The sequence below is a fragment of the Gilliamella sp. G0441 genome, assembly GCF_050589305.1.
GTDB lineage: Bacteria > Pseudomonadota > Gammaproteobacteria > Enterobacterales > Orbaceae > Gilliamella.
In genome coordinates this window covers 37,462-50,860 of the sequence record NZ_JBNRJF010000005.1, presented here as the reverse complement: position 1 = coordinate 50,860, position 13,399 = coordinate 37,462, and the positions used below count along the sequence as shown (strand labels likewise).

At 34.2% G+C, this 13,399-nt stretch carries 12 protein-coding genes, 1 pseudogene and 1 riboswitch; of the genes and pseudogenes, 10 read left to right on the top strand and 3 right to left on the bottom strand.

Annotation, left to right across the window (positions count from 1 at the left end):
- The first annotated feature begins 111 nt into the window (after positions 1–111).
- The 7 genes and pseudogenes from ACKJXD_RS05970 (at position 112) to ACKJXD_RS05940 (ending at position 6,867) form a co-directional block, all read left to right on the top strand.
- Positions 112–1,221, top strand: coding sequence for an extracellular solute-binding protein (locus tag ACKJXD_RS05970; RefSeq protein ID WP_220217283.1), 1,110 nt, complete (start codon positions 112–114; stop codon positions 1,219–1,221).
- Positions 1,222–1,369: 148 nt separating this feature from the next.
- A complete protein-coding gene (potG, locus tag ACKJXD_RS05965) occupies positions 1,370–2,464 on the top strand; it encodes a putrescine ABC transporter ATP-binding subunit PotG (protein ID WP_430875884.1) in 1,095 nt (364 codons plus the stop codon).
- A 321-nt stretch (positions 2,465–2,785) separates the two neighbouring features.
- A pseudogene (gene potH / locus ACKJXD_RS05960) lies at positions 2,786–3,655 on the top strand (putrescine ABC transporter permease PotH); the annotation flags it as partial.
- A 243-nt stretch (positions 3,656–3,898) separates the two neighbouring features.
- On the top strand, positions 3,899–4,657 hold the full coding sequence (locus tag ACKJXD_RS05955) for an ABC transporter permease subunit (RefSeq protein WP_363317359.1): 759 nt from the start codon (positions 3,899–3,901) through the stop codon (positions 4,655–4,657).
- Between the two features lie 109 nt (positions 4,658–4,766).
- A riboswitch (FMN riboswitch) is annotated at positions 4,767–4,971 on the top strand.
- 197 nt (positions 4,972–5,168) lie between these two features.
- Positions 5,169–5,813, top strand: coding sequence for a 3,4-dihydroxy-2-butanone-4-phosphate synthase (ribB, locus tag ACKJXD_RS05950; RefSeq protein ID WP_430875812.1), 645 nt, complete (start codon positions 5,169–5,171; stop codon positions 5,811–5,813).
- Between the two features lie 390 nt (positions 5,814–6,203).
- On the top strand, positions 6,204–6,527 hold the full coding sequence (locus tag ACKJXD_RS05945) for a DMT family transporter (RefSeq protein ID WP_220217018.1): 324 nt from the start codon (positions 6,204–6,206) through the stop codon (positions 6,525–6,527).
- 25 nt (positions 6,528–6,552) lie between these two features.
- The gene (locus tag ACKJXD_RS05940) at positions 6,553–6,867 is read left to right on the top strand and encodes a DMT family transporter (RefSeq protein WP_220217019.1); all 315 of its coding nucleotides are present in this window, start codon (positions 6,553–6,555) and stop codon (positions 6,865–6,867) included.
- 215 nt (positions 6,868–7,082) lie between these two features.
- Here the strand turns inward: ACKJXD_RS05940 and ACKJXD_RS05935 are convergent, their stop codons facing one another.
- Complete coding sequence (locus ACKJXD_RS05935) at positions 7,083–7,685, bottom strand: peroxiredoxin C (protein ID WP_255556853.1); 603 nt, start codon at positions 7,683–7,685, stop codon at positions 7,083–7,085.
- Between the two features lie 145 nt (positions 7,686–7,830).
- Positions 7,831–9,141, bottom strand: coding sequence for an ATP-dependent RNA helicase SrmB (srmB, locus tag ACKJXD_RS05930; RefSeq protein ID WP_294826307.1), 1,311 nt, complete (start codon positions 9,139–9,141; stop codon positions 7,831–7,833).
- A gap of 525 nt (positions 9,142–9,666) precedes the next feature.
- On the opposite strand from srmB, the gene trmA reads away from it, so the two are divergent.
- The 3 genes from trmA to ACKJXD_RS05915 all read left to right on the top strand — a co-directional run bounded on the left by trmA (position 9,667) and on the right by ACKJXD_RS05915 (position 13,197).
- Positions 9,667–10,764: a tRNA (uridine(54)-C5)-methyltransferase TrmA gene (gene trmA / locus ACKJXD_RS05925; protein ID WP_220217286.1), complete on the top strand. Its 1,098-nt coding sequence runs from the start codon at positions 9,667–9,669 to the stop codon at positions 10,762–10,764.
- Positions 10,765–11,126: 362 nt separating this feature from the next.
- The gene (locus ACKJXD_RS05920; RefSeq protein WP_220217021.1) at positions 11,127–11,813 is read left to right on the top strand and encodes a heavy metal response regulator transcription factor; all 687 of its coding nucleotides are present in this window, start codon (positions 11,127–11,129) and stop codon (positions 11,811–11,813) included.
- Positions 11,800–13,197: a heavy metal sensor histidine kinase gene (locus ACKJXD_RS05915; RefSeq protein ID WP_294826311.1), complete on the top strand. Its 1,398-nt coding sequence runs from the start codon at positions 11,800–11,802 to the stop codon at positions 13,195–13,197. Before ACKJXD_RS05920 ends, ACKJXD_RS05915 begins: the two co-directional genes overlap by 14 nt.
- Here the strand turns inward: ACKJXD_RS05915 and ACKJXD_RS05910 are convergent.
- Complete coding sequence (locus ACKJXD_RS05910) at positions 13,190–13,390, bottom strand: YaeP family protein (protein ID WP_220217023.1); 201 nt, start codon at positions 13,388–13,390, stop codon at positions 13,190–13,192. The genes ACKJXD_RS05915 and ACKJXD_RS05910 overlap by 8 nt on opposite strands.
- Positions 13,391–13,399 lie beyond the last annotated feature (9 nt).

Sequence of the window (13,399 nt, the reverse complement as noted above, 5' to 3'; positions counted from 1 at the left end):
TTCGCCAAACTATTTATATAGGTTGTTGGTAAAATTTGGGGGTCCATTATGTTTTTCAATGGGCTTGTGTTTAACATGTAATATCCCTATTTTAGAGGAGAAGTGGTGAGCATGTTTACTCAACGTAAAACAATTCTTTCAATTATTGCTGGTGTTGCACTAGCGTTATCTCATTCTGCTATAGCTAAAGATCGTGTCGTACATTTTTATAATTGGGCCGGTCAAATTGGTCATGAAACTATCAACGATTTTGAAAAATCAACGGGTATCAAACTTGTTTATGATGTTTATGATTCTAATGAAGCGCTTGAAGGAAAATTAATGGCCGGTCATTCAGGTTTTGATGTCGTTTCACCTTCAGATAGTTTTTTAGCAAGGCAGATCAAATCAGGTATTTATCTACCGTTAGATAAAAGTAAATTACCAAATTGGAAAAATCTTGATCCTAATTTAATGAAATTAATGGCGACCCACGATCCAGATAATACTTATGCGATTCCTTATGTGTGGATGACAACGGGTATAGGATATAACATCGATAAAGTTAAAGAACGTTTAGGTGATGATGCGCCAGTAAATAGCTGGGATTTAGTGTTTAAACCTGAAAATATGGAAAAACTAAAAGATTGTGGTGTGGCATTTTTAGATGCGCCTACTGAAATTTTTGCCAGTGCGTTACAATATTTAGGTAAAGATCCTAATAGCACTGATGCCAAAGATTATACTGGTGCGGCTTATGATCTTTTAGCAAAAGTAAGACCGAATATTCGTTATTTTCATTCATCTCAATATATAACTGATCTTGCTAATGGTGATATTTGTGTCATTTTAGGTTGGTCTGGTGATATATTACAGGCTAGAGATCGTGCAAATGAAGCTAGAAATGGCGTTCATATCGGTTATCAAATACCTAAAGAAGGGGCGCTAGTCTTTTTTGATACTTTTGCTATCCCAAAAGATGCAGCTAATGTCGATGAAGCTCATGAATTTTTAAACTTTATCATGAAGCCAGAAATTGCTGCGCAAGTCACAAATGATGTCAATTTTGCGAGCGCAAATAAAGAAGCAAATGACAATTTTGTTAAGCCGAGAATTAAAAATGATCCTGCTATTTATCCTTCACCAGAAGTGATGGAAAAATTGTTTACATTAAAAGTTAAAGAACCTAAACTTGAACGCGTGATTACTCGTACGTGGACAAAACTTAAAACTGGTCGATAAAGTTTTAATAAACAATTGATTATCTAGTGTTATTTATTATAGACGGAGAGATTGATTTAATCTTTCCGTTTCGTTTTTTATGGCTTGTTGTTATGAGGAAAAAAGAGTGAATAATAAAACAACAATTCAGGTTCAGCCTAAAAAAAAGATGGTTACTCCGCTATTGGAGATCAAAAATTTAACCAAAGTTTTTAATGATGATTATTATGCCGTTGATGATATTAATCTCACTATCTACACCGGTGAAATTTTTGCCTTGCTTGGTGCTTCAGGAAGTGGTAAATCGACACTTTTACGTATGTTAGCTGGATTTGAACAACCAACATCTGGGCAAATTATTTTAGATGGTAAAGATTTGTCACAAGTACCACCTTATAATCGTCCAATTAATATGATGTTTCAATCGTATGCTCTCTTTCCTCACATGACGGTTGAGCAAAATATCGCTTTTGGTCTTAAACAAGATAGATTAGATAATAAAGAGATCAAACATCGCGTTGAAGAAATGCTAGCGCTTGTTCATATGGAACAATTTGGAAAACGTAAGCCACATCAATTATCAGGTGGTCAAAGACAACGCGTTGCCTTAGCTCGTAGCTTGGCAAAACGTCCAAAATTATTGCTACTTGATGAACCAATGGGGGCGTTAGATAAACAACTTCGTGACCGCATGCAACTTGAAGTTGTGAGTATTTTAGAACAAGTTGGCGCAACTTGTGTGATGGTTACCCATGATCAAGAAGAAGCCATGACTATGGCTGGACGTATCGCTATTATGAATAAAGGGCAATTCGTTCAAATTGGTGAGCCGGAAGAAATTTATGAACACCCAAATAGCCGTTATAGTGCGGAGTTTATTGGATCGGTAAATGTGTTTGATGGCATCTTGCAAGAAACACTTGAAGACGGCTTGGTTATTAGTTGTCCGATGATTAAGAATCCATTAAAAGTTGATTACGATTCCCCTGCGGTGGAAGGTGTTCCTATTCAAGTTGCACTTCGTCCTGAGAAAATCAAATTATGTGACGATATTCCTGAAGATGGCTATAACGTTGCGACTGGTGAAGTGGTTGAAATTGCTTATTTAGGTGATTTATCGATTTATCATGTTAAGTTATCAAGTGGGCAAATTATTATTGCACAACTACAAAATGAGCACCGTTATCGAAAAGGAATGCCGACTTGGGGGGATACCGTTAACCTAAGTTGGGATGTTGATAGCTGTGTGGTTCTAACCGAATAAACAAAAGAGGATATAACGATGCGTTCCATTTTTTGGAGTGTAGTATTAAATGCATTTGTCTTGCTCTGTGTTTATTGGCGTTTTGTCACCACAGATGCATTTGATAACTTATTTTTAGATGCGGTATTTAGTGCATTAATATTAAGCTTTTTAACATCATGTTTTGGTTTATTTTTAGCAAATTATAAGCCTTCTAAACTTGCTTATCGAATGATTATTGCTGGGAGTATTTTATTTATACCAGCCGGTTTAGTTGCTATCTATTTTGCTGTTAAAAAAATTCAAAAACAGCCTGAAGATACAGATTTGATGACACTTTATGGTCGCTTAACTGTCATAGCCATTCCTTATTTATGGATGCTGTTACTGTTTTTATTACCATTTTTGATTGTTTTTAGAATTAGTTTTTCTGAAATAGCTTCCGCTGTACCGCCATATACGGATTTATTAAGCTTTGAAGATGGCTTGTTAAATATTACGTTGAATTTTGGTAATTATCTCAATTTACTGACCGATACCATTTACTTTGATTCTTATTTGCAGTCATTAAAAATTGCAGCTATATCAACAATCTTATGTATTTTAATTGGTTACCCATTGGCTTGGGCAATTTCACAATGTAAACCGTCAACGCGAAATATTTTGTTGTTACTGATTATTTTACCTTCGTGGACATCATTTTTAATTCGTGTTTACGCATGGATAGGTATTTTAAATCCTAATGGACTATTGAATCATTTTTTAATGTGGTTAGGGGTAATCGATCAGCCATTAATCATTATGAAAACGTATTTCGCTGTGTACATAGGGATTGTTTATTCTTATTTGCCTTTTGTTGTTTTACCGATTTATACATCGCTGACCAAAGTTGATTCAACATTAATTGAAGCGTCGTTGGATTTAGGGTGCAAACCGATTAAAACCTTCTTTAAAATTATTGTGCCATTAACCAAAAATGGGGTAATAGCAGGGGGAATGTTAGTCTTCATTCCTGCCGTCGGTGAATATGTTATACCAGAGTTATTGGGGCCATCTGAAGGTATTATGATAGGAACTCAATTATGGACAGAATTCTTTAATAATCATGATTGGCCAGCAGCGTCAGCGGTGGCATCGGTGATGTTATTGATCTTAATCGTCCCTATTTATTATTTTAATAAGTTTCAAAACCGACAAATGGGGGGCAAATAAATGAATAATTTATCAATTATCATAAGGTCTGCCTTGATTGTATTTTCCTCATTGTTGATCGGTTCTATTATATTAACTGTTTTGATTTCATCCTCAGGATTTGAACTCTTAACTCATGGCAGTTTGTACTTTGGCTGTTTTGTTTTCAGCTTGATTGTCACTATTATCGTAACTTTAGCATTATTTTTCCGAAGCCTTAAAGGACTTATTTTATTGGTGGTATTCTCTTTTTTATATATCCCAATGATTATTTTGATTATTTATTCATTTAATAGTTCTCGTTTAGTCACCGTTTGGGCGGAGTTTTCAACAAAATGGTACTTTGAATTAATTCATAATCAAACCTTACTTAAGGCTGTTGGTCTAAGTTTAACCATTGCGGCTTGCGCAGCAACATTTGCGATTGTACTTGGTACCTTGGCTGCTTTTGCCGTTATTCGTTTTAGACGATTCCGTGGTTCAAATTTGTTTTCTTTTATGACAACAGCACCATTGGTTATGCCTGATGTAATAACGGGTTTAGCATTGCTATTGCTCTTTGTTGGAATGGGGCAGGTGCTCGGTTGGCCAAAAGATCGGGGTGCTATCACGATTTGGATGGCACATACAACCTTTTGTACTGCCTATGTGACAGTAGTAATCAGTGCAAGATTAAGAGAATTGGATAAATCTATCGAAGAAGCTGCATTAGATTTAGGCGCAAATCCATTAAAAGTCTTTTTTGTAATAACGTTACCAATGATAGCACCTGCTTTAGTATCGGGTTGGTTGCTCGCATTTACATTATCACTTGATGATGTGGTTATTGCTAATTTTGTGACTGGACCTGGTGCCATGACCTTACCAAAACTCATCTTCTCTAAAGTTCGGTTGGGTGTTGATCCTCAAGTTAATGCACTTGCCACAATTATTTTATTAATTGTTGGCATTATAGGGTTTATTTCATGGTTATGGATGCGTAAGTCAGAACGTCGTCGATTGCGTGAAACACGTATGCATTAAATCCTTTTATACACCATATTGCCGCATTATGCGGCAATATTTTTCTTTTTAAAATATCCGTATTTTTTTCTTCAGTTTTGTATTATAGTGTCGAGTGTTAGTTAACTAACAAAATTCTCAGGGCGGGGTGTAAGTCCCCACCGGTGGTATAGCCCACGAGCGCTTAATATTTGGGTCAGCAAATATAAAATTATTTCCATTGTTTGGCGAAATGATTTGACGTGTATTTGAGGATGATTAATTTATATTAAGGTCTAGCAGATTTGGTGAAATTCCAAAGCCGACAGTTAAAGTCTGGATAAAAGAGAGTTGCTTATCTTTCCTTAATTTGCTATTTGTTGCATATTTTGCTACTTAGCAATATCACTATGGTCAAGCACAGCCCTGATTCTGGTATTGAGTTTATTTTTATTTAAATTAGCTTGAAATTCAATTGATGAGTATTCATCTTGGATTATTAAGATAATTTAGAAAATAATAAATATATTGAAAAAGGATCTAGGTATTTACCATGAATCAGTTTAATTTAAATGAATTTGGAACACCACTAGAACGTGTCAAAAAAGCGATTGAATCCATTCAAGCAGGGCAAGGTGTATTAGTTTTGGATGATGAAGATCGAGAAAATGAAGGCGATATTATTTGGGCTGCACAAACCATAACCCCAGAGCAAATGGCACTTACTATCCGTTATGGAAGTGGGATAGTTTGCTTATGTATGCCAAAACAACAGTGTGATAAATTGAATCTACCTATGATGGTATCAAATAATACCAGTAAAAATCACACAGCTTTTACAATTTCAATTGAAGCGGCTCAAGGTGTTTCAACAGGCGTATCAGCGGCAGATCGCGTTACGACAATTAAAGCCGCTGTTGCTGATGAGGCTAAGCCAAGTGATTTAAATCATCCTGGGCATGTTTTCCCGCTGGTTGCTAAAGAGGGAGGAGTACTTGCTCGACGAGGACATACAGAAGCATCTGTCGATTTGGTCAAATTAGCTGGATTCAAACCTGCTGCTGTAATTTGTGAATTAACCAATGATGACGGTTCGATGGCAAGAGCACCACAAGTGGTTGAATTTGCTAAACAGCATCATCTTCCAGTTGTGACGATTGAAGATATTGCAAGTTACTTAAAATCATTATCGAAATAAACTAATTTCCCCCTTTTATATGGGGGAACAAATGTAATTTAAAACATAAATGATTAAGTTAGTTTAGTTGCATTAACCGTTTTCAATAAGGATAATCTCCGCCATCAATGATAAAAGTCAAATTATTGAATAATCATTGTTGACCTTGCCATTTAAATATCTTCATTATAGAATTGTAAAAGATAAGCAAAGTAAATTAGTAGCTAATTATCAAAATGTTTTAGTGCGACTTAAGTTAGTTTAATATTAAACCACGTATTTTTCTGCATAAACATTATGATCTTTCGGTGGCAAAACTTCATGTTTGCGAACCATCCTTTTTTTTAACCATATACATCGGTAGAAAAAGCAAAATCAAGCAATAAATAAAATGATAGCAGTGAGGTAGCTATGTTTAGCATTAATAAAGAGTGGGGATTTGTTATATTAACCTGCTTTTTTGAAGTATGTTGGATTCTAGGATTCAGTCTTGCAACTGAATTTTGGCATTGGATAATTATTATCGCATTAATTATTGTCGATTTTTCATTTTTAACAAATGCTTGTAAAACCATTCCAACCGGGACGGTTTATGCCATATTTTCTGGCGTGGGTGCGGTTGGTGCAACAGTGATTGATATGGTGTTTTTTGGAAAAGAGATCAAATTGATGCAACTCTTTTTTGTAGCACTAATTATTATCGGTGTTGTGCAACTTAAACGCACAGACAGCTAATCGACAAAAAATTGAGGATTATTTTATGGGATGGCTTTTAATTTTAACTGCATCATTTTTTGAGGTAATCGGTGCAATTGGGCTAAAGCTCTACTCTCAGCAAAAGAAAGCGATAAGATTGATGTTATATTGGGGGGGATTTTTTGTTTCTTTTGTTCTTTTCTATTTTTCCCTTCATTACCTTGAATTAAGTATTGTTTATCCAGTTTGGGTTGGACTCGGTACATCCGGAGCAGTATTTGCCAATATGTTCTTTTTTAATGAACCCAAAAATTCCGCTCGATTACTGGGCTTGATTATCATAATTATTGGGGTTGTAGGGTTACATATGACGATGTAAATACCTTGCTAAAAGGTTATTGGGAATTGTGCCACTTTATTATCTGATACCCTTCTGGAATAAAGGGATTGTTTTAAATTAATGAGTAGTATTTCAAACGAGTTGACTTAAAGCTTCAGAACTTGTTTAAATTTGAAACTAAGCTTATTCAATAAAAAAACCGGAGTGTTTCCCCGGTTTATTAAGATAAATTGAACTCAATTTGTTTAAAATGATTAAAGTTCGTTAGCGTGTTGTTTTAAATAGCTCGCCACGCCATTTGGATTGCCTTGCATACCTTGTTTGCCTTTAGTCCATTGTGCAGGACAAACTTCACCATGTTCTTCATGGAATTGGAAAGCATCAATAATGCGAATCATTTCATCAATGTTACGTCCAATTGGTAAATCATTGATCGTTTCGTGACGAACAACTCCTGATTTATCAATAAAGAATGATGCACGAAGCGCAACGCCTGCTTCTGGATGCTCAACGCCATAAGCCTGCATAATCGTGTGTTTAATATCAGCAACAATTGGGAATTTAACTTCACCAATACCACCTTTATCTTGTGGTGTGTTACGCCATGCGTTATGAACATATTCTGAATCCATAGAAACACCTATAACCTCAACGCCACGTTTTTTAAACTCTTCTAGACGGTGATCGAAGGCAATAATTTCTGATGGACAAACAAAAGTGAAGTCCATCGGCCAAAAGAATACGACAGCATATTTACCTTGAATATGTTGAGCCAAGTTGAAGTTATTTACAATCTCACCAGACCCCAATACTGCTGAAGAGGTAAAATCTGGTGCTTTGCGAGTGACTAATGTCATGATGTTTCTCCTTGTTTAAAACTTAAAAATCAAATCAAAATTTGAATTCATTATAGCAATTAACACTAATAGTCCAAGTCATTATGAACAATCGATTTCATAAGTTTAAACTATAAAGATTATATTTTTTATTTAATTTGTATAATTATAAATCTTTAAGGGCTTGTTTTTTAGGCTTTCCTTTGTTTTTAGTATCTCGCAATCTTTGTTTAACTTTTTTCTTTTTCGATTCTTCAGATTTTTTTATTGAGCTTTTTGATTTAGCTTTTTGTGATGGTTTTTTCTTCGTAACCGGTTTTGGCGCTTTTGTTTTTGGACGTAGCTCATCAATTGTTCTTAACTTAATTGGTTCTTGAATATAACGTTCAATTTTTTGTAATAATTGGTTATCATGCGCTTCGACAAGCATGATGGCGGTGCCTTTTTTTCCTGCTCTAGCTGTTCGACCAATTCGATGCAAGTAAACATCAGCTGTTTTAGGAGCATCAAAATTAATAACATGTGTTACATCATCAATATCAATACCGCGAGCAGCCACATCGGTGGCAACAAGTACATTAACTGTATTATTGCTGATCCTTTTTATCGCTTCATTCCGTTTAGCTTGAACCATTTCACCTTCTAAATAGCAACTTTGAATACCTGCTTGATGTAACCAAGAGACTAATTCATGAACTCGTTCACGTTTGCGCACAAAAACAATACTTTTCTTGAACTCATCTTGCTTGAGTAAATGGGTTAATAAGGCTACTTTATGAGTTAGATCGTCTGCTCGATAATAAAACTGCAATATTTTTTTTCGTTCTTTACGTGATGGCTCTGCATTGATCTCAACAGGATTATTTAAAATACGTCCAGCAAAATTATATAACCCTTCTCCTTCAAGCGTTGCAGAAAAGAGTAAAGTTTGTTTACGCCAACGTGTTTCAGCGGAAATAGTTTCGACATCCTGTGAAAAGCCCATGTCTAACATGCGATCGGCTTCATCTAAAATCAACATTTCAACCGCACGACAGTCAAAATTTTCTTCTTTAATATATTGTAATAATCTTCCGGTTGTCGCAATAACGATATCTTGGTTTTTACTGAATATTTCAGCATGATTCATATAGGCGACACCACCAGTAATAGTGGCAATACTTAAATGGGTTGATTGAGTTAGATTCTTTGCTTGTTCCGCAATTTGCATAGCCAGTTCACGGGTTGGTGTTAAGATTAAAATTCTTGGTGGCCCAGGCTTTCGACGTGGAAAATCTAACAGATGTTGGACAGCAGGAATTAAAAAAGCCAGCGTTTTGCCTGTTCCCGTTGGAGCGGAACCTAATATATCTTTACCATCTAAAGCTACAGGAATAGTTTTTGATTGAATAACAGTAGGTGAAGTAATATTTTGGGCTTCGAGATTATGAATTAATACATCGTCTAACTCTAAATCAGAAAAAGTTTGCGTTGTCATAATGACCTTTATAACTAGAAATTTGAAACACATTATAACGGCAATCATTATAACTACAACCTTATAACGACAATCGTTATCATTCTAAATGTATTCAGGCGATAGTTATCGATCTATTTTATCCAAAAAATGGGCTAGTCTTATCGTTAATTTAATATTCGCAACACATAAAAATTAGATTGATTATGTGATATTTTATTTGAGATTTAAGCCTCATTAACTTCAGTACTAATTAAAACGTTTTGTGACATAACAATAGTGTAGTTAATAAATTATTTAAATTTACTTAATATAAGTTGATCATAGCGATTCGTACACACTGTCACATTCAAGCCTAGTGCTTATCAAAAAAAGTGGTTTATGTTAGAATTAACGATAAAAGTGAATTTATATAAATTTTGATATTGATGGATAGAGTTAATTAGCTTTTAAATATCATAATTTTGTTGATAGCCTTTATTTAGATTGGCTAAATTTCTTGTACTCAATAATATTCCCAATAATCTAATTGATCTGATAATGAAAATGACAAACTGTTTTTCAACCGATATATATCATCAACAACTTGAAAAAAAAGCAGCAAATTTAAAAGCGCTTTTATCCGATTTTTCACTCCCTGAGTTAACGGTGTTTTCGTCGCCGATTAGTCATTATCGAATGCGAGCAGAATTTAGAATATGGCATGATAAGGATGATCTTTATCATATTATGTTTGATAAACAAACAAAAAAACGTATCAAAGTAGATACTTTTCCTATAGCAACAACCTTAATTAATGATGCTATGCAGGCAATAATACCGCTATTAAAGGATAATGCATTACTTCGTCATTTACTGTTTCAAATTGATTATTTTTCTACGTTAAGCGGTCAACTACTCATTACTCTTCTGTATCATAAAAAATTAAGTGATGAGTGGCGAGAAGAAGCTAGAAAGTTGAAGCTCTTATTAGCTCAACAAGGAATTGAATGTAATATTATTGGTAGAGCAAGTAATCAAAAAATCACAATTGATGTAGATTATGTCGATGAAATATTGCCTGTAATGGGTAAAAATCTTATTTATCGCCAAGTCGAAAATAGTTTCACTCAACCTAATGCAGCCGTCAATATTAAAATGCTTGAATGGGCTATATCAGTTACTAAGGGGTTATCAGGGGATCTTTTAGAGTTTTATTGTGGAAACGGAAACTTTTCGATTGCTTTAGCACAAAACTTTCGAAGAGTGTTAGCCACTGAAATAGCTAAAGCTTCTGTTTATTCCGCACAACATAATATTTCAGTTAATCATATTGATAATCTTATTATTGCTCGTTTATCAGCAGAAGAGTTTACTTCTGCTATAAAAAAAGAAAGGAGTTTTAATCGATTAAAAGGTATTAATCTTGACGAATATCAATGTGATACGGTGCTTGTTGATCCCCCTAGGGCAGGGCTTGATGATGCTACGATAAATAACCTTAAAAATTATAAAACAATTATTTATATTTCTTGTAATCCGCATTCATTGTATGACAATCTTCAACAGTTAACTCAAACGCATTCTGTAAGTCATTTTGCTATGTTTGATCAGTTTCCCTATACGGAACATGTTGAAACAGGTATTGTTTTGAATAAAAAGTAAGTGAATCTGATATTCAAAATACTTTAATTTTGTTAAAATACTTGGAATTTATGCCAATTGGTTATTATTTCGAGTATTTTTCTGGTTTTCATTTTTTTTAGTTAAAAAAAAACCCTAGGTAAACTAGGGCTGCATTAAATTGCAAGGAATGGATGAAAGGAAATAAAACAATGAAACAATAATGTCTAGCCTCATGAATCATTGTGTGGATACTATAACAAACATATCCAAACCAATTAATGACAGAAAGATTACAAAATAGTCATTGAATTATCATGAATGTTTTTGCACTTTTCCTATATTATAGGAAAGCTATTATGCAAGTTAGATAACCAGATATATTGGCATAGGAAATACTCAAAATGAAATTGTTAGTTGTTGAAGATGAACAAAAGACCGGGGAGTATCTTCGTCAAGGTTTAGTCGAATCTGGCTTTATTGTTGATCTAACCAAAAATGGTTTAGATGGTTACCATAGAGCAATGACAGAAGATTATGATTTAATAATATTAGATGTAATGTTGCCCGATATTGTCGGTTGGAAAATTGTTCAATCACTTCGAGAAGCAGGTAAAGATACCCAGATTATAATGTTAACAGCTATGGGTAGTGTAGAAGACAAAGTTAAAGGGCTAAATTTAGGCGCAGACGATTATTTAGTTAAACCATTTTCATTTGCTGAGTTATTAGCAAGAATCAAATCATTATTAAGAAGAAATGTTCCCCAAGTTAATAATTATCAACTAAGTATAGCAGATTTAGTCATGGATTTACCCAAACGTACTGTGACTCGCTCTGATAAGCGCATCGACCTAACTAATAAAGAGTTTCTTTTATTGGAATATTTTTTACGATATCCTGGTGAAGTGTTACCCCGCTCATTAATTGCTTCACAAGTTTGGGACATGAATTTTGATAGTGATACCAATGTGATAGATGTCGCTATCAGACGTTTACGTAATAAAATTGATGCTGGATTTGAACCGAAACTTATCCATACAGTGCGTGGTATGGGCTACAAGATAGATGTATTGGATGAAGCAGAATAAATTAATATCATTTCGTTTACCGCTTATAGTTTGCCTGCTTACTTGTGGGCTACTTTATTGTTTTAGTCATTTGATTGAGCGATCGTTTGAAAAGTTTTCCATCAGGCAAAATGTGACTGAACTCAATTCCGTTATCACATCTATCGAACGTGAGCTCACTTATTATTCTCCAAGTGATAATCGTGATGAATTTATTCAAAACCTTTTATTAATTCTTACCGGTCATCATCATTTATTTGTTTATATTATTGATGATATGGGAAAAATCGTTTATCGCACACGCGGTCCTAATTTAGCGATTGCCCTTACTCATGAAGAATTTGAACGCATCATTGAAGATGAAAGTACTTCGATTGAAAATATTGATAAGTCTTCGTATCGAATTGCAGCATCAAGAGTAACAGGGGAAAATGGTCAGCAGTTTACCACTATTGTGGCCGTTCGTCGTGATGTACAACTGGAGTTTATCAGCCGATTAAGAAACGGTTTAGGGTTATTAATTGTTATATCCTGTGTGTTAGCATTAATTGGCTCTTTAATTAGTATCTATTACACTCAAAAACCGATTAATCGTTTGATAAGGAAAATAGAGAGAATTAGTTTAAAAAATCTAAACTATCGTATACCAACATCATCCGTACCCGTTAAATATGTTAGCTTGGTAAAAGCTTTTAATAATATGCTAAATCGTATGGAAGATGTTTTTTCTCGTCAGCGAAACTTTACGGCAGATATCGCTCATGAAATGCGAACACCAATTACAAATCTGACAACTCAAACACAAATTGTATTAAATAACGCTCGTACTACAGAAGAATATCGTGAAATTTTATATTCTAATCTTGAAGAATATGAAAAGATGTCACAAATGATTTCTGATATGTTATTTCTTGCACAAGCTGATAATAGACAATTGGTACCGAAACTGATTGATATTGACCTACAAAATATGATTCTTATGATGTGTGATTATTTTGAACCATTGACGGACGAAAAAAATATCACACTTAAGCTTGAAGGGAATTGTTCACATATACAAGGCGATAAAATGATGTTAGGTCGAGCAATCGGTAATATTTTATCGAATGCTATTCGTTATACTCCTGTTAATCAGATTATAACGATAACGTTAAGCCAAATGAGCGAAAAACGTATTAAAATTGTTATATCAAACCCAGGTGAAAAAATCGATAAAAAACATTTGCCCCATCTTTTTGAACGATTTTACCGCGTTGATGAATCTCGTCATCGTAGTGATAGCTCAGGTACTGGTATTGGTCTTGCAATTGTTAAATCAATTATTGAAACGCATAAAGGAACTATTTATGTTGAATCGGATGATGTATCAACGCGATTCATCATTAATTTACCAACCGCTATTTAATATCATAATCACTCATTAATAAATTAGCCGCTGCATAAGCGGCTTTTAGTTTGAGCTCATCTGGAACATTTTCATTTATTGCCACTTCATTTAAAACTTGCATAACGGCACCTAAAGCATCATCAAGGTAACCAAGTTCATTACTACCAATTTGAGCATATTTTTCACGTATAAGATCACAGTATTTGTTCATTAACTTGAT